The organism is Pseudomonas sp. UTLPPB19802 (assembly GCF_059730225.1).
Window position 1 is genome coordinate 6,452,768 of the sequence record NZ_AP048545.1, and the last position, 16,871, is coordinate 6,469,638.

At 61.9% G+C, this 16,871-nt stretch carries 18 protein-coding genes and 1 pseudogene; 8 read left to right on the forward strand and 11 right to left on the reverse strand.

Features of this window, described 5'->3' with window-relative positions; translation table 11 throughout:
• Positions 1 to 181: 181 nt before the first annotated feature.
• On the forward strand, positions 182 to 769 hold the full coding sequence (locus tag AC6I6U_RS28245; protein ID WP_497879267.1) for a UPF0149 family protein: 588 nt from the start codon (positions 182 to 184) through the stop codon (positions 767 to 769).
• Positions 770 to 785: 16 nt separating this feature from the next.
• Positions 786 to 1,181 (forward strand): YbaN family protein, encoded by a 396-nt coding sequence (locus AC6I6U_RS28250; RefSeq protein WP_497883120.1) that lies wholly within the window; start codon positions 786 to 788, stop codon positions 1,179 to 1,181.
• Positions 1,182 to 1,193: 12 nt separating this feature from the next.
• Here the strand turns inward: AC6I6U_RS28250 and AC6I6U_RS28255 are convergent, their stop codons facing one another.
• Together AC6I6U_RS28255 and AC6I6U_RS28260 are read right to left on the reverse strand one after the other, a co-directional pair.
• Positions 1,194 to 1,793 (reverse strand): tRNA-uridine aminocarboxypropyltransferase, encoded by a 600-nt coding sequence (locus tag AC6I6U_RS28255; RefSeq protein WP_497879268.1) that lies wholly within the window; start codon positions 1,791 to 1,793, stop codon positions 1,194 to 1,196.
• A gap of 14 nt (positions 1,794 to 1,807) precedes the next feature.
• Complete coding sequence (locus AC6I6U_RS28260; RefSeq protein WP_497879269.1) at positions 1,808 to 2,701, reverse strand: LysR family transcriptional regulator; 894 nt, start codon at positions 2,699 to 2,701, stop codon at positions 1,808 to 1,810.
• Positions 2,702 to 3,062: 361 nt separating this feature from the next.
• Between AC6I6U_RS28260 and speB the strand changes: the two genes are divergently transcribed.
• From speB to AC6I6U_RS28285, 5 genes are all read left to right on the forward strand, one after another.
• Entirely contained in the window at positions 3,063 to 4,013 is a 951-nt protein-coding gene (gene speB / locus AC6I6U_RS28265; RefSeq protein WP_497879270.1) for an agmatinase, read from the forward strand.
• Between the two features lie 9 nt (positions 4,014 to 4,022).
• Positions 4,023 to 4,433: a YybH family protein gene (locus AC6I6U_RS28270; RefSeq protein ID WP_497879271.1), complete on the forward strand. Its 411-nt coding sequence runs from the start codon at positions 4,023 to 4,025 to the stop codon at positions 4,431 to 4,433.
• A 54-nt stretch (positions 4,434 to 4,487) separates the two neighbouring features.
• Entirely contained in the window at positions 4,488 to 5,999 is a 1,512-nt protein-coding gene (locus AC6I6U_RS28275; protein WP_497879272.1) for a purine-cytosine permease family protein, read from the forward strand.
• 147 nt (positions 6,000 to 6,146) lie between these two features.
• The gene (locus tag AC6I6U_RS28280; protein ID WP_497879273.1) at positions 6,147 to 7,526 is read left to right on the forward strand and encodes a sodium:solute symporter family protein; all 1,380 of its coding nucleotides are present in this window, start codon (positions 6,147 to 6,149) and stop codon (positions 7,524 to 7,526) included.
• A gap of 248 nt (positions 7,527 to 7,774) precedes the next feature.
• Positions 7,775 to 8,014: a hypothetical protein gene (locus AC6I6U_RS28285; protein ID WP_497879274.1), complete on the forward strand. Its 240-nt coding sequence runs from the start codon at positions 7,775 to 7,777 to the stop codon at positions 8,012 to 8,014.
• A gap of 105 nt (positions 8,015 to 8,119) precedes the next feature.
• Here the strand turns inward: AC6I6U_RS28285 and AC6I6U_RS28290 are convergent, their stop codons facing one another.
• From AC6I6U_RS28290 to AC6I6U_RS28305, 4 genes and pseudogenes are all read right to left on the reverse strand, one after another.
• Positions 8,120 to 8,251: a PA1414 family protein gene (locus AC6I6U_RS28290; RefSeq protein ID WP_497879275.1), complete on the reverse strand. Its 132-nt coding sequence runs from the start codon at positions 8,249 to 8,251 to the stop codon at positions 8,120 to 8,122.
• 176 nt (positions 8,252 to 8,427) lie between these two features.
• Entirely contained in the window at positions 8,428 to 9,003 is a 576-nt protein-coding gene (locus tag AC6I6U_RS28295; RefSeq protein WP_497883121.1) for a methyl-accepting chemotaxis protein, read from the reverse strand.
• Positions 8,977 to 9,741 (reverse strand): annotated as a pseudogene (locus AC6I6U_RS28300) (PAS domain-containing protein); the annotation flags it as partial. The gene AC6I6U_RS28295 and the pseudogene AC6I6U_RS28300, both read right to left, overlap by 27 nt.
• A gap of 284 nt (positions 9,742 to 10,025) precedes the next feature.
• Positions 10,026 to 10,862, reverse strand: a complete 837-nt coding sequence (locus AC6I6U_RS28305; protein WP_497879276.1) for a CvfB family protein — start codon at positions 10,860 to 10,862, stop codon at positions 10,026 to 10,028.
• Between the two features lie 149 nt (positions 10,863 to 11,011).
• Here AC6I6U_RS28305 and AC6I6U_RS28310 point away from each other — a divergent pair, with 149 nt between their 5' ends.
• Positions 11,012 to 11,872 (forward strand): DUF6279 family lipoprotein, encoded by an 861-nt coding sequence (locus tag AC6I6U_RS28310; protein WP_497879277.1) that lies wholly within the window; start codon positions 11,012 to 11,014, stop codon positions 11,870 to 11,872.
• Positions 11,873 to 11,935: 63 nt separating this feature from the next.
• Here AC6I6U_RS28310 and AC6I6U_RS28315 read toward each other — a convergent pair whose 3' ends face one another.
• The 5 genes from AC6I6U_RS28315 to AC6I6U_RS28335 form a co-directional block, all read right to left on the reverse strand.
• A complete protein-coding gene (locus AC6I6U_RS28315) occupies positions 11,936 to 12,328 on the reverse strand; it encodes a transcriptional regulator (protein WP_497879278.1) in 393 nt (130 codons plus the stop codon).
• 161 nt (positions 12,329 to 12,489) lie between these two features.
• Positions 12,490 to 13,773: a hypothetical protein gene (locus AC6I6U_RS28320; RefSeq protein WP_497879279.1), complete on the reverse strand. Its 1,284-nt coding sequence runs from the start codon at positions 13,771 to 13,773 to the stop codon at positions 12,490 to 12,492.
• Positions 13,773 to 14,093, reverse strand: coding sequence for a DUF6384 family protein (locus AC6I6U_RS28325; protein WP_497879280.1), 321 nt, complete (start codon positions 14,091 to 14,093; stop codon positions 13,773 to 13,775). Before AC6I6U_RS28325 ends, AC6I6U_RS28320 begins: the two co-directional genes overlap by 1 nt.
• A 1-nt stretch (position 14,094) precedes the next feature.
• Entirely contained in the window at positions 14,095 to 15,219 is a 1,125-nt protein-coding gene (locus tag AC6I6U_RS28330) for a merozoite surface protein 3b (protein ID WP_497879281.1), read from the reverse strand.
• Positions 15,220 to 15,431: 212 nt separating this feature from the next.
• Positions 15,432 to 16,772 carry a DEAD/DEAH box helicase gene (locus tag AC6I6U_RS28335; RefSeq protein ID WP_497879282.1) on the reverse strand — a complete coding sequence of 447 codons (1,341 nt, stop codon included), beginning with the start codon at positions 16,770 to 16,772 and terminating at the stop codon, positions 15,432 to 15,434.
• Between the last annotated feature and the right edge of the window lie 99 nt (positions 16,773 to 16,871).

A 16,871-nucleotide genomic window follows, 5' to 3' on the forward strand; every position in this document is an offset into this window, starting at 1 on the left:
GTCGGTTAACCGTCCCGGAAAGCCGGGAATACGCCGCTCCAGGTAAATGGGGCTGGTACGATTTACGACGGCCTTGCCGCCGGGCGCGGGCAAGCCTGCTCACCACAAGGGACGGTTTGCTGGCCTGCGAGCTCAAGAACGCCTAGAATTCAGCATCGTTTATTCCCAAGGTAGCCCCCTCATGTCCTTCGCTGAGCAACTCACCCGCCTGCAAGCCTTCCTCGACGCCGACGAGCTGCACGAAGAAGCGCTGGACTATGTGGCCGCCCACGGCTACCTGACTGCGCTGTCGATCTGCTCCGACGTGGTTCCCGATCGGGAATGGATCGACGCCCTGTTCGCCGAAGAGCCACACTACAAGGACGCCGCCCAGCGCGAAGAGATCGAAGCCACGCTGATCCAGCTCAAGGCGCACATTTCCCGTCAGTTGGCCTCCGACGAGGAGTTCGAGCTGCCGTGTGATCTCGACCTGGGCGATGATCCGGACGACTCCGAACTGCGCGGCTGGTGCATCGGCTTCATGGAGGGGGTGTTCCTGCGCGAGGAAGCCTGGTTCGAAACCGCCGAGGAAGAAGTCAGCGAAATGCTCCTGCCGATCATGGTCGGTTCGGGGCTGTTCGACGAGCAGCCGGAGTTCTCCGACATCGCCGCCGACGCCAACCTGATGGACGACATGATCGTGCAGATCCCGGAAGCGCTGACCGCCCTGTACCTGCTTTGCAATGCGCCCGACGAGAAGCCGGCGATCCTCAAGCCTCGTCACCACTGAGTCTCGGCCTGTGGCGATGCGCCCAACGGGCAATCGCTCGCCGCTCCTGCGCTACGCACTGTTGGCCATCGGTTGGCTGAGCGTGGCGCTGGGAGTAATGGGAATCTTCCTGCCGGTCCTGCCGACCACGCCGTTCCTGCTCCTGGCTGCCGCCTGTTTTGCCCGCAGCTCACCACGGTTCTACCACTGGCTGGTGGAGCACCCGCGCCTGGGTCCGTGGATTCGCGATTATCTGGAAGGCAATGGCATCCCGCTCAAGGGCAAGGTCTACGCCATCGGCCTGATGTGGTTGAGCATCGGTTTTTCCTGCTACCTGGTACCGCTGTTCTGGGCGCGCCTGTTCATGCTGACCAGCGCGGTGCTGGTCACCCTCTACATCCTGCGGCAAAAGACCCTGGCGCCGCGGCGCTGATCCCCATGAAGCTCAATCACCGTGATTGCGCTGGTAGGTATCGCTGCCCATCGCCTGGATCTGCCCCTCGATCAATGCTTCGAACGGCCTGAGCAAGGCTTCGAACGAAGCCGGCTGCTCCAGAATTTCCAGGGCATGGGCAATCGCCTCCACCGTCGACAAGGCACCCGGCCCAGGCGCCTTGCGCAGGCGATAGCGCGAAACCGCACCCGGTTCCAAAGTCACCCTCGGCAAACTGGCCAGCAGCGGGTTGAGGTACAGCAGCTTGCGCGCCTTGCGCCAAGTGCCATCGGGGACTACCAGCAACATCGGCTGCTCATCCGCCATCGCCCGGCAGGGCTGCAGCATTTGCGCATCATCCGCCGGGAATAGCAGCCGCGCCTGGTAGCCGGGCTGGTTGAGCAGTGTCGGCAGGTCATCGAATACCTCTCCCACCCGCAATTCGGCATTGGTCAGGCCGAGGGTCGCCAGCCGAGCGGTGTTCAAGGCATGACCGACCTCGCTCGGATGCTGCAGCACCAGCACGCGAGTGCGGCTATCGAGTCGAGGGATCAGAGTGCAAAGGCAGTGGGTCTGGGGACGCAGGCAGCGTTCGCAGCAGGCTCTGGACATAAAGGTGGTTCCGGTCAGGGCTGGTTGAGCTGCGCTTTGAGCAGGTCGCGAAAGGTCTGGATCAACGGTTCGCGGCTACGGCCACGACGCAGGATCATCGAAAAGGGGGCCTGGTAGCCAAAGGTCGCCGGCAGCAGCACGCGCAGGTCGCCCTTGTCCGCCCAGGGCTGGGCGTAGTGCTCCGGCAGATAGCCGATGTAGGCACCGGACAGCACCAGAATCAACTGTGCCTCCATACTCTCCACGGTCGCCGCACTGTGCTTGAAGCCGTGCCGGGCCAGTTCCGCCTGGCTCCAGTAGCCACGGCCGACCATGCGCTGCTGGGTGATGACCTGCTCGGGAATCCGCCGCTCGTTGTACAGCGGATGACGATTACTGCAGTACAGCCAGTGCTGCTCGCGGTACAACGGCTGGTAGACCAGCCCACTCATGCGCGTGGAAAAGGCACCAATGGCCAGGTCCAGGCGATTGTCCTGGACACCCAGTTGCAATTCGTAGGGACTCAGTACCGACAGGTGCAGGTGTACCCCGGGATGCTCCTGGCTATAGGCACCGATGACCTCAGCCAGGGGCAAGGCCGGCTCGCTGACGGTGGAGTCGATCACGCCAAGGTTCAGCGTGCCGCGCAATTCACCCTTGAGGGCGGCGGCGTACTGCTCGAAGCCTTCGAGTTCGCCCAGCAGGCGCAGGGTTTCCTGGTGGAAAAGCTCGCCCTTGCTGGTCAGGCTGAAACCGCCACGGCCACGGTGGCACAACACCAATCCCAGGCTCGACTCAAGCTGGCTCATGTAGGTGCTGATGGCCGACGTCGACAGGTTCAACTCCTGCTGGGCGTTGGCGAAACCCTGGTGACGCACCACGCTGACGAAGATGCGCAATAGTTTCAGGTCGGGTAAAGCGTTGGCCATGGGTACTCCGCTGGCATAAGAATGAGAGTCCGCCGTCCCTTGGCTGTGCGCAGCATTGTGGCGAGTGGGCTTGCACGCGCTCGGCTGCAAAGCAGCCGTAAAGCCGGCGATCCAGATACTACTGGTGCACCGCGATTGCGCTCCAGCGCGGGCAAGCCCGCTCACCACACAACCCAACTGGACACCAAACCGTCAGCTACACACCACAGAGGCGACCTTCAGCGCACGGGCAGTCTAATGCCCGGAGCCCCATTAGTTTAGAAAAATCTGAACTAAGTATTTGCCGGCAGCGATTTTTCCCGTCCGGCGTCTTTCGCAGAATCGGTCCCCTGATAACCAGAACAAATGATGAGGCTTACCCGTGGACAAGATTCTTCACCAACCACTGGGCGGTAACGAAATGCCGCGTTTCGGCGGCATCGCCACCATGATGCGCCTCCCCCACCTGCAGTCGCCCGCCGGCCTCGATGCCGCATTCGTCGGTGTACCGCTGGACATCGGCACCTCGCTGCGCTCCGGGACACGCTTCGGCCCACGGGAAATCCGTGCCGAATCGGTGATGATCCGTCCGTACAACATGGCCACCGGCGCCGCGCCGTTCGACTCACTGTCGGTTGCCGATATCGGTGACGTGGCGATCAACACCTTCAACCTGCTCGAAGCCGTGCGTATCATCGAGGAGTCCTACGACGCGATCCTCGAACACAACGTCATCCCGCTGACCTTGGGCGGCGACCACACCATCACCCTGCCGATCCTGCGTGCCATCCACAAGAAGCACGGCAAGGTCGGCCTGGTGCACATCGACGCCCACGCCGATGTCAACGATCACATGTTCGGCGAGAAAATCGCCCACGGCACCACCTTCCGCCGCGCCGTCGAAGAAGGCCTGCTGGACTGCGACCGCGTGGTGCAGATCGGCCTGCGTGCCCAGGGCTACACCGCCGAAGACTTCAACTGGAGCCGCAAGCAGGGCTTCCGAGTGGTCCAGGCCGAAGAGTGCTGGCACAAGTCTCTGGAGCCGCTGATGGCTGAAGTCCGGGAAAAGGTCGGCAATGGCCCGGTCTACCTGAGCTTCGACATCGATGGCATCGACCCGGCCTGGGCACCGGGCACCGGTACGCCGGAAATCGGCGGCCTGACCACGATCCAGGCCCTGGAAATCGTCCGTGGATGCCAAGGCCTCGACCTGGTCGGTTGCGACCTGGTGGAAGTCTCGCCCCCCTACGACACCACCGGCAACACCTCGCTGCTGGGTGCCAACCTGCTGTACGAAATGCTCTGTGTACTCCCAGGCGTAGCCCACCGCTGAGGCGTTACCATGAACGACCGTGAACAGGTTCTCCAGGCCGCCGCCGAACTGGTGGCCGCCTTTGCCGCCAACGATCGCGAAGCCTACTTCGGCGCCTTCAGCGCCGATGCCAGTTTCGTCTTCTACACGCTCGAACAGCCGCTGCTGTCGCGCGACGCCTACCAGGCGTTGTGGGATGAGTGGCGTGCCAAGGATGGCTTCGAAGTGCTCTCGTGCACCTCAAGCAACGCCTTCGTCAGCCTGCAGGGCGACGTGGCGATTTTCATCCACGACGTAGCCACCACGCTGCGTCTGCAAGGGGAGCAACTCTTTAGCCAGGAACGCGAAACCATCGTGTTTCGCAAACAACAAGAACAGGGCCACTGGCTGGCCTGCCATGAACATTTGTCAGCAACACCCCAAGGACTGCCCTCCCCTTAGCCAACATCGGCAGCCCCCGCAGAAGACGGGGGCGCCGCAGTGATCGGAGCGATCATGAATAACAACAACAACGACAAAAGCCTTAGCAGCATTGAAACAAACGGGGTCGAACAGATCCCGGACAACGAACGCGACGCCCAGCCCGGTGACCTGTTTCGCCTGATCTTCGGCGGCGCCAATACCTTTGCCACCGCCGTGCTCGGCAGCTTCCCGGTGCTGTTCGGCCTGTCCTTCCAGGCCGGAGTCTGGGCAATTGTCCTGGGCGTGGTGGTCGGTGCGCTGATCCTGGCGCCCATGGGCCTGTTCGGGCCGATCAACGGCACCAACAACGCAGTGTCCTCAGGTGCGCACTTCGGTGTCCACGGGCGGATCGTCGGCTCGTTCCTGTCGTTGTTGACCGCCATTGCATTCTTCTCGCTCTCGGTATGGAGCTCGGGCGATGCGCTGATCGGTGGGGCCAAGCGACTGGTCGACGTACCGGAAACCGACTTGACCCTGGGCCTGGCCTACGGCCTGTTCGCGGTACTGGTGCTGACGGTGTGCATCTATGGCTTTCGCTTCATGCTGTGGGTCAACCGGATCGCCGTATGGGCCGCCAGCCTGCTGTTCCTGCTGGGCATTTTCGCCTTCGCACCCGCGTTCGACAGCCATTTCGCCGGCACCGTGGCCCTGGGCCAGGCCGGGTTCTGGGCGGCGTTCATCGGTTCGGCACTGGTGGCGATGAGCAACCCGATCTCCTTCGGTGCGTTCCTCGGCGACTGGTCGCGCTACATCCCGCGGGAAACCCCGAAGGTGCAGATCCTGCTGGCGGTGGTCGCGGCGCAGCTCGCCACGCTGATCCCGTTCCTGTTCGGCCTTGCCACCGCGACCATCGTCGCGATCAAGGCACCGGACTACATCGCGGCGAACAACTATGTCGGCGGCCTGCTGGCCGTATCGCCGAGCTGGTTCTTCCTGCCGGTGTGCCTGATCGCGGTGATTGGCGGCATGTCCACCGGCACCACCTCGCTGTATGGCACCGGCCTGGACATGTCCAGCGTGTTCCCGAAGCTGCTGTCGAGGGTCAAGGCGACCCTGCTGATCGGGCTCATGTCGATCGCCTTCATCTTCATCGGACGCTTCGCGGCGAACCTGGTGCAGAGCGTGTCGACCTTCGCCGTGCTGATCATCACCTGCACCACCCCTTGGATGGTGATCATGCTGATCGGCCTGCTGGTGCGTCGCGGCTACTACTGCCCGGATGACCTGCAAGTTTTCACCCGTGGCGAAACCGGTGGCCGCTACTGGTTCAACCACGGCTGGAACTGGCGCGGCCTGGGTGCCTGGATCCCCAGCGCGCTGGTCGGCCTGTGCTTTGTCAACCTGCCGGGGCAGTTCGTCGGCCCGCTGGGCAACCTGGCCGACGGGATCGACATCAGCCTGCCGATCACCCTGGGGCTGTCAGCCCTGATGTATCTGGCGTTGCTGAGCCTGTTCCCGGAATCGCCCGAGGTCTATGGGCCGAATGATCCACGCAGCAAAGGGGCGAGCCCGGCGAAAAAGCCGACCGCACAGCAGACGGCCTGACCTGTGTAGGAGTCGGCTTGCTGGCGATAGCGGTGTGTCAGTCGACGAAGAGATCCTCTGACCGTTAGCGATCGCCAGCACGCCAGTTGCACAACAGTTGGCCCATCACTGTTCCATCATAAAAACTACAATCGGAGACACGCCGTCATGGCCCTGGATTTATTGGTTGTACTCATCTATTGCGCTGGCATGCTCCTGCTCGGCTACTACGGCATGCGCAAGGCCAAAACCCACGAAGACTACCTGGTGGCCGGCCGCAACCTCGGCCCGACCCTGTACATGGGTACCATGGCTGCCACGGTGCTGGGCGGCGCCTCCACCGTCGGTACCGTGCGCCTGGGCTATGTCCACGGCATTTCCGGTTTCTGGCTCTGCGCGGCACTGGGCCTGGGCATCATTGCGCTGAACCTGTTCCTCGCCAAACCGCTGCTCAAGCTGAAGATTTTCACCGTCACCCAGGTGCTGGAAAAGCGCTACAACCCGATGGCCCGTCAGGCCAGCGCGGTGATCATGCTCGCCTACGCGCTGATGATCGGAGTGACCTCGATCCTCGCCATCGGCACCGTGCTGCAAGTGCTGTTCGGCCTGCCGTTCTGGGTCTCGGTACTGCTCGGCGGTGGCGTAGTGGTGGTCTACTCGACCATCGGCGGCATGTGGTCGCTGACCCTGACCGACATCGTCCAGTTCATCATCAAGACCGTCGGCCTGATGTTCATCCTGCTGCCGATCTGCCTGTACCGCGTCGGCGGCTGGGATGAGCTGGTGAGCAAGCTGCCGGCGGCAAGCTTCAACTTCACCACCATCGGCTGGGACACCATCATCACCTACTTCATGATCTACTTCTTCGGCATCCTGATCGGCCAGGACATCTGGCAACGGGTGTTCACCGCCAAGGACGAGAAGGTCGCGAAGTACGCCGGCAGCGTCGCCGGGATCTATTGCATCGCCTACGGCCTGGCCTGCGCCCTGATCGGCATGGCTGCCCACGTGCTGATCCCGGACCTGGACAACGTCAATAACGCCTTCGCCGCCATCGTCAAACTGTCGCTGCCAGACGGCATTCGCGGCCTGGTGATTGCCGCGGCCCTGGCCGCCATGATGTCCACCGCCAGCGCCGGCCTGCTGGCCGCCTCCACGGTGCTGACCGAAGATCTGCTGCCCAAGCTGCGTGGCGGCAAGCAGTCGAGCCTGGCGCTCAACCGCCTGTTCACCTGCCTGACCGGTATCGTGGTACTGGGTATCGCCCTGGTGGTGAGCGACGTGATCAGCGCCCTGACCCTGGCCTACAACCTGCTGGTGGGCGGCATGCTGATCCCGCTGATCGGCGCCATCTACTGGAAACGCGCCACCACGGCCGGCGCCATCGGCAGCATGGCCCTGGGCTTCATCACCGCGCTGGTGTTCATGTTCAAGGACGGTCTGGATGCCAACACGCCGATCTACTACAGCCTCGCCGTCGGCCTGGTCAGCTTCATCGTCATCAGCCTGATGTCCCGTCGCCCGGCGACCGTGGCCAGCGCCATCTGATACTGCGTTTACTTCAGCGGGTGCGACGTCGGTTGTCGCACCCGTTTTTTTTGCCTCTCGCCGCCCCCCTTGCAAGTCTCCGACCAATGGTGGAATGCATTCGGGCCAACCTATGCTGTACTGGCACTTAGCGACTGCCTTTGGGATTAGTCCCAAGGTACAAGGATCGCTGGTGTCATGCTCATGACAGCTATCGCAATGCCCTGGGAAGGGGATCCACGACCACTATCCTTTCCTGTGAGGCAATCATGAACAGGCTCGAAATCCATCAACAGATCTGCCATTCCATTGAACAGCAACTGTCGCTGAAATGGCTGCAAGACCCCGCCCTGGCTGAAGAAAACAGCTACTCCCTCGATATTGCCGTCCTGTTCAAGGACTTGGCATCCCGGTTCCACCTGCAACTGGACGTCAAGCGGGACCTGCGTGGAATCAACACCCTCGACGACCTGAGCCGCTTTATCTACGCAAGAACCCGTGTAGCCTGAGATGACACACGACACAATAGAGCTCTTCTCATGGAGAAGAGCTCGAATTGAACGCGTCGGAAAATTACCGCACCCAGTCCGGGTGACGACACCACCAAAAAGCGCTTAGCGGCGTGACTGCTGTTGCCGGCGACGGCGGTCGTCGTCGGTGCGGATGGGCACCGGTTGCAGCGGAGGCTCGATCAGGCCGAGGGCGACACCGAGGTCGTGGAGCCAAGTTTGCAGTTTGTCTTTCATAAAGCCCCCTTCAGGGTAATGCGAGCGACATGGTTCTTGGTCGCCTCGAACAGATCATAGCTCCAAGTGCTGGGTAATGCTTCCTTTGCATGGCGTTCGTTGCGCTAAATCATGGCAAAAAGCTACAAACCGACGCGTGGACGTCGATCAGGCCGCTATTTGCCTGGGCTCGATGCTCATTTCAGCTGGTTGGCAAACCGACCTACCGCGCCCACCACCTGTTTGGCACCGTCCTGGATCTCGACAATCACCTCCCCGGCCTGATTGGCCAGGGACAGGCCCTGCTCCGCCTTGACGCGACTGGTGGACATATCCCGTACCGCCTCATCCACCAGCTTCTGGTTCTGCTGGACTACCGTGACAATTTCCTCGGTGGCGGCGCTGGTGCGGCCGGCCAGTTGCCTGACCTCGTCGGCCACCACCGCGAATCCGCGCCCCTGTTCACCGGCCCGGGCCGCCTCGATCGCGGCGTTGAGCGCCAGCAGGTTGGTCTGCGCCGCGATGCTGCCGATGGTCTGGACCATCGAGGTGATCAACATCGACTGCTTGCCCAACGCCTCGATGCCCTCCGAGGCCGACTGCATCTCCTCGGAAATTTCCTGCATGGTCGCCACCGTGTCCTTGACCACCGTGGCACCGCGCTGCGCCGACGTGTCGGTCTGCTGCGAAATGCCATAGGCGATGACCGCCGCCTCACCGACCTCCTTCTCCCGGACCACCTGGTCGGTCACCACGTTGGCGAACTTGACCACCTTGTACAACTGGCCCTGGGCGTCATGCACCGGGTTATAGGTGGCTTCCAGCCAGACCTCATGCCCCTGGCTGTCGAGACGCATGAAGCGGTCGGCGACATACTCACCGCGGTTGAGCCGCGCCCAGAAGGCCTGGTACCCGCTGGAATTCGCTTCTTCGCTCGAACAGAACATGCGGTGATGCTTGCCGACGATCTGTGCCAGCGAATAGCCCATGGCCCGCAGGAACTGGTCGTTGGCGGTAATGACCTCACCACCGAGGCTGAACTCGATCACTGCCGTCGAACGCAGCAACGCCTGGATGAAGGCCTCGTTCTCCTTCATGGTTTCGACCGTATGAGTGACATCGCGGGCGAAACACTGGATATGCAGCAGATCACCCTTCTCGTTTTTCACCGGCTGCCAACTGCCGTGCAGCCAGGCCAGGGTGCCATCGGCCCGCAGGAACCGATAGTTGTCGCTGACCGATACGCCCTTGGCCACCGCGGCCTGCAGATTGTGGAAGCAAGGCAGGTTCTTGACGTAGGCCGGAACGAAGTTATCCAACGGGCGATCCTTCATCTGCTCGGCCTTGTAGCCCAGCAGGTCGAGAAAACGCTGGTTGAAGCCCATGATGCGAAACTGCGGATCGAGCACCAGCGAGACCATTTCCGCCGTCATGCCATGGAACAACTGCTTCAGCTCGAAAAGCTCTTCTTCTTTGCTCTCAAGTATCTTCTTCAGATGAGAATTGAACATGACTGCAAGAATCCCTTTTTGCCTCGCTATTCCAAGGCTATCGGTATTTCCAGGCAATCACTGAGACCATCCGTCGCCTGGACGCCGGCGCCGCAGATTGCTTGAAAAACCGACAGTCCCCCGTCACCGCCTCCGAAGCGTTCAGGCGTAGTAACGAAAACATAGCTGAGTTCAGGAAAACTTGCCGAAATAGAATGAACGCGGGTCTATCGGCGTGGAGCCCGTGGTATTACGCAGTAACGTCAAGGCCCCGACGAAGATGACGGAACCTTGACGATGGGCGTTCAGCTCAGTTCGATGCGATCGGCGTGAATGACGATCTGGCCCTGCTTGTAGAGCGCACCGATGGCCTTCTTGAAGTTGCCCTTGCTGACCCCGAACAGGTCGCTGATCAGCGCCGGGTCGCTCTTGTCGCTGACCGGCAGCACCCCATTGTTGTCGCGCAGCTTGGCGAGAATCTTCGAGTTCAGGCTACCGGCAGCTTCCTCACCGACCGGCTGCAGGCTCAGGCTGATCTTGCCGTCGGCACGGATCTGCTTGATGTAGCCCTTTTCGCGCTTGCCGGACCGCAGGAACTTGAACACCTCGTTCTTGTGGATCAGGCCCCAGTGCTTGTTGTTGATGATCGCCTTGTAGCCCATGTCGGTGGTTTCGACCACCAGCAGGTCGACTTCCTGGCCGACCTTGTAATTGACCGGGGTCTTGTCCAGGTAACGATCCAGGCGCGCGGTGGCGGTGATGCGACGGGTGTGCTTGTCGAGATAGACATGCACCACGCAGTAGTCGCCGGCGTTCAACTGGCGCTTTTCCTCGGAATACGGCAGCAGCAGGTCCTTGGACAGGCCCCAATCGAGGAACACGCCGATGCTGTTGACCTCCTTGACCTTGAGACTGGCGAACTCGCCAACCTGGACTTTCGGGGTCTCGGTGGTGGCGATCAGCTTGTCGTCGCTGTCCAGATAGATGAAGACGTTCAGCCAGTCCTCATCCTCGCTCGGGACATCCTTGGGAATGTAGCGATTGGGCAGAAGAATCTCGCCATCCTGCGCACCATCCAGGTACAAACCGAAGTGAGTGTGCTTGACCACTTGCAAGCTGTTGTAGCGCCCGACTAAAGCCATTTCCGATACCCTCATTGCGTGGCGGCCATTCTACCCGAATCTGCCCGCGCTTGTTTCAGCCATGCCGGCCACGGCCGGCATCTTTGCATTGAACCGCCAGGCCATCCGGTGTTCTATGGGGATAACGCCCCTCCAGCAAGGATTCGCTCATGCCGTGCCGCCGCGCCGTATTGTTCTGTTGCCTGATCCTGAGCCTGGCACTGGCCGCCTGCACCCGCATCGGCCTGGCCTATCGCAATCTTGATGTGATCATCCCCTGGACTCTCGGCGACTACATCGACATGCATCGCGAGCAAAAGGGCTGGCTCAACGAACGTCTCAAGGAACACCTGCAATGGCACTGCACCACGCAGTTGCCCGACTACCTGCAGTGGCTGGACCGCGTGCAGGGCATGGTCGAGAACGGCCAGGTCAACGACAGCCAACTGCAGGCGCGCACTGCCGAAGCCAGGGCGGCAGTCGCCCAGGTTGCCCGGGAAATCACCCCGTCGGTCAGCGAATTGCTCAAGGGGCTGGATGATCGGCAAGTCGCGGAGATGGACGAGGCCTTCGCCAAGGAGCAGCGCGAACGCCAGACCGAGTATGTCGCGCCACCGCTGACTGAACAGATCCGCGACCGCGGCGAACGCATGAGCAAGCGCCTGAAGGCCTGGATCGGCCCGTTGAGCCTTGGCCAACAGCAACGGGTCATCGCCTGGTCGACCGCCCTCGGCGAGCAGAACCGCCTGTGGATCGCCAACCGGGCCTATTGGCAGACGCAACTGAGCGAGGCGGTAGCGGCGCGTCACAGCACCGGGTTCGAGCAGCGAATCGCCCAGCTACTGCAGCATCAGGACAGCCTGTGGACAGCCGAGTATCGCCAGGCCTACCAGCGGACCGAACGGGAAACGCGCAGCCTGATCGTCGACCTGGTGGCCGAAAGCAGCCCGACCCAGCGAGAGTTGTTGCTGAAGCGGATTGCCGATCTGCGACGAGATTTCAGCGAGTTGAAGTGCCTGAAGGACAATTGAGTCCATGAGTGGTGAGTGCGTGGCCCGAAGGCCACGTTCGCGGACAACCAATCCGTTGAAGCCTCAGGCAATCTGCGCCTTCGACGCCACCTCATCGAACACCTGCGGGTCCAGCGCATCCTGCTGGTCATCCAGCACCAGCCGCGGATGGTCATTGCCAGGAATGCTGCTGTCGATCAGGCTCAACAGGCTGGAGCCTCGCGGCGTGAGGACGAAGTTCTCGCCATTGCCGCCTTCCTCTTCCGGCCGAGGGGCGATGAAGCCGTTCTTTAGCAGCAACCGTTCGTAATCGGCCGCCAGCGCCTTGAGCGCATCGAGATTATCCGGTAGCTCTCCCGCCGCAGCCTGGGCCGTGGCATGTTGCTCGGCATACGCCCGCGGGGCGAAATTATGTCCGGCGCTGTTCTGCACCTCATGGAGCAGACGCTCAATCAGTTCCCAGTTATAAGTCGTCATCCTGATGCAACCTCCCACTCTGGATAGGAAAAGTCTCCCTCATCTGTAGTGACAGGCGCCCAGCGTGGCCGTTCAGCCCAATTGCCCCAGCGCGATGACCGTCGGGCGGAAACGGCAGGGGGCAGCCCATGCTGCCCCCTGCCGATCACCTCGACCAGACCCTACTTGCGCTTGGGACTGGATGAACTGCTGAAACTGAAGCTGAAACTGCGAGTGGTCGTCTCGCTGGACACCACCTTGGCGGCCTTGCGATGCCGCTCCACCTGCTGCTGCACCTGATCCATCGAGATGCCACCCTGCATGAAACCAGCCATCAACTTCTGCAGGTCGATGTCCTCGGAATAGTTGTACCGGCCGCTGACATGATCGTCCGCCTGCATGTCGCGCTCCAGTTGCTTGGCCCGTTCGTAGTCGCTGGTGGCATCCCGGCAGCGCATTTCCAGCAACGGTATGCGCACGCGCAATTCGTCCAGCTCGGTGCGCAAATCACGCAGATGCAGCACCAGTCGATCATCCTCGACACCAGTTGTCTGCCCGGCCAGACGCTCCAATGTGACGTTGCTCATTTCCGCCAGTTGCGTGGCCAGCAAGCTCGAGGCCTTGGCGAAATATTGGTCCTGGCGGTTGACGAACTGGTCGAGGCGTTCATGCAGGACATTGGCCCCGGCCTTGCCCGCATCGAGGTCCTGCTGTGCCTGCTGGCGGTTCTTCTGCAAGATCGACAGGTCGCCCGTCGCCAGAATCTCCTGCTGCAGGCGGGCCAGTTCGGCCTCCTGCACGCCACGGTGGGTATCACGCTGCCAGCTGGCGGCCTCGTTGGCCTCCTGCATGGCCAGCAGCGTGCGCTCCGAAGCATGGTTCTCGGTGAAATTGCACAGCTTGGCCAACCAGCGGTCGAGGGTACGCCACAGGGCCCAGGTGGAATAGCCTTCGGTACCGAAACCCCGAGCCTTGAGGTAGAGATAGAACGGATCGACCTGGAAGGCCGGCAGCTTGCGACTGCACTCGGCGCGCAGTTCCTTGTAGGAACGCGCCGCGTCGGCGCACTGCGCCACCGCCTGCTCGTGCAGCAGAACCTGCTGCTGGTAACGCGGGTCCTGCTCCAGCTTGCGCTCAAGCGCGGCGGCCGCATCATCAAGCTCCTCGACCACCCTGGCGAGGGCCTGGGCCTGTGCGGCAATGCCCTGCTCGGTCTGCAAAAGTCGCTGACGCAACGCGGCCTCGTCCTGGGTTCGCTGGTCGAGCAGGCTCTGCACCTCGACGGATAGCGTCGCGCCACCAGACAACTGATGGCCGGCCAACTGCGGGAAGATCCTGCCGATCTCCTGCTGCAGACGCAGCTCCTGCTCGTGGGCATTGGACAGCTCAAGCTGGAACTTGCGCAGTTCGTATTCGTATCGCCGGGAGTTCTCGTTCAGCGATGCCAGTATGCTGCTCGCGTTCATCAGCCCTCCTGGTGTGCCACGGGCACCAGCCGCAGCCGGCGCCCCAGGTCGATATAGGCCTGTGCCAGGCGCCGGGACAACCGCCCGATCGATGGCTGCTGATAGGTCAGGCGATTGATGAAAAAGTTGTGCACACCCTCGTCGACCACGGCGTCGTCGACTTCCACATTGCGGGCCCGGTAGTACTCGCGAATCCGCTCGGCAATCTGCTGGCGCTGCAACGGCAGGTCGAGATACTTGCGGATCTCGGCCTTGCTGTAGCGCAACTCATCGACCACGGCCATGGCGCCCATCATTTCGGAGAGAGGAACGTTGCTCACCTCAGACTCCTTTCTGCAGCAGGGCGGTGAAGCGGCGCTTGCTCTCTTCGGTGATCGACTCGATCTCGGCGGACGCCGCCAAAGATTCCTTGCGCAGCTCCTGGATCAAAACCAGGCTGCTGGCCTGGAACTCCACCACGGCATCGGCCAGGGCCCTGACCGAGCTGACCTTCAGCGTGGTGCCGTAGCCGGCCTTGAGCGCGGCGTTGAGCTGGTCGCCACCGATCTTGGCCTGGACTTCGAGGCTGGTGTTGATGCCGTCATTCATCGCATTGAGGGTATTGGTCACCTCGGCCAGCCCGCCGGACGCGGTAAAGCCCGCCGCCAGGCCGGTGAAGACGATCTCGTTGGTGGCAAAGAAACTCACCGCACGCTGGTACAGCCGCTCCTTGACCGAGTGGTACTGGCTCAGGCGGGCAAACACCAGCTCGGCGGCGTTGTAGCCGGCCTTCAGTTGGTCGGCGATGTCGGTGATGATCTGGAAGCGCTTGTCCTCGTCCTGCAGGTCACGCAGGGCAACGTCCCGCGCCAACTCGCGCTTGGAACGCTCCGGTGCTTCCAGCTCACCTTCCAGGGCCGCAGTGGCCTCGGTCAGTGCCTGGCGCCGGGCGTCCAGCTTGCCCTGGGCGATCTTTTGCACTTCACTGGCATCGACCTCGGCGGTCTTCATTGCCAGGCGGTAGTCCTGGTAGGAATCGAGGATCAGGGTTTCCAGCTGGATCTGCTCATTGGCCGACTTCGCCACATCGAGATAGGTGGTGCGGATTTTCTCGAAACGATCCGGGATCGAGCCACGGCGCATGTTCAGCCAGGCCAGCTGGATGCGTTCGGAGAACTGCAGCTTGCCGTCGGCCATCCACTCGAGCATCTGCCGTGCATCGTTCTGGATCGAGTCGAAACTGCTGGCGATGTCGGCGTAGCGGGTGCTGATGTCCATGCCTTGCAACTTGTCGCGTACCGCGGCGTTGAACACCGTGGACTGTTGCAGGGTGGCGGCGATGTTGGTGACACGCGTGCTGTCATACACCGCCACCTGGTCCAGCAGCGCCAGCACCGGGGCATTCTGGTCAGGGAAAGTGATGCCGACGGAGCGCAAGGCGGACATGGAGCGTTCGAGGTAATTCATGAGCCTATTCCCTATATGGAGCCTTCCAGGGCTCCATCATCCTGCTGACGTAGGCGGGAAATACTACAGAGCGTGATAACCCCTGCGCCACTCCCCGTGCCGATCTTTTAGCAAAATGCTACTACCCTCGCAGGCAACCCCTGGAAACGCCAATGCCCCGACAGGTCGGGGCATTGGTGGGAGTACAACAGTTTCAGCCAGCCGGCCGGCAGTTACTCGTCGGTCGAGGGCTTGCGCCGCTTGAGCGGCGCCAGGCCGTCCTGGCTGACCAGCGTCGGAGCATCGCTCTTCGGCCGGTTGGCGCTCTTGCGCTTGGTCGGCGTCTTGGCCAGCGACTTTTTCTTGTCACTCTTGCCATCGGTCTTTTTCTTCTTCGCGCCAACGGCCTTGCCCGAAGCCTTGACCTTCTTCGGCCCACCGTAGGTACCCTTGACCTCCTTGATGACGCGACGCTCGAAACGCTGCTTGAGGTAGCGCTCGATGCTCGACATCAGGTTCCAGTCGCCATGGCAGATCAGCGAGATAGCCAGGCCGTCGTTGCCGGCCCGGCCGGTACGACCGATGCGGTGCACGTACTCGTCGCCGCTGCGCGGCATGTCGAAGTTGATCACCAGGTCCAGGCCATCCACGTCCAGGCCACGGGCGGCAACGTCGGTGGCGACGAGGATCTTCACCGCGCCCTGCTTGAGGCGGTCGATGGCCAGTTTGCGGTCCTTCTGGTCCTTCTCGCCGTGCAGCACGAAGGCCTTGTATTCCTGGGCAACCAGGCGCCCGTAGATACGGTCGGCCATGGCCCGGGTGTTGGTGAACACGATGGCCTTCTGGTAGGTCTCGTTGGCCAGCAGCCAGTTGACGATCTGCTCCTTGTGCTGGTCGTGGTCGGCGGTGATGATCTGCTGACGAGTGGTCTCGTTCATCTGGCTGACGGCGTTGAGCTGCAGATGCTCGGGGTTGTTCAGCACCTTGGCGATCATCTCGCGCAGGCCGGAGCCGCCGGTGGTGGCGGAGAACAGCATGGTCTGCTGGCGATTCGGGCACTCGTCGACCAGGCGCTGCACGTCTTCGGCAAAGCCCATGTCGAGCATGCGGTCGGCCTCATCGAGCACCAGCACCTCGACATCCTTCAGATCCAGGTTGCCGGCGTTCAATTGCTCGATCATCCGTCCCGGCGTACCGATCAGGATATCCGGCACCTTGCGCAGCATCGCCGCCTGCACCTTGAAGTCTTCACCGCCGGTGATCAGGCCGGACTTGATGAAGGTGAACTGCGAGAAACGCTCGACTTCCTTCAGGGTCTGCTGGGCCAGCTCGCGGGTTGGCAGCAGGATCAGGGTCTTGATGCTGACGCGGATCTTCGCCGGGCCGATCAGGCGATTGAGGATCGGCAGGACGAACGCCGCGGTCTTGCCGCTGCCGGTCTGCGCCGTCACCCGCAGGTCACGCCCTTCGAGCGCGAGCGGAATGGCCGCTGCCTGCACCGGGGTGGGCTCGACAAATTTAAGCTCGGCCACGGCTTTGAGCAGGCGTTCGTGCAGGGCGAATTGGGAAAACACGGGGGCTGACCTCGAAGAAATGCAAAATATCAGCTGCATAGGTTAACGGTTTCCGGCGCCGAGGCCGAGTTTCTTTGCAAAAACGCCGATAAACAGTGA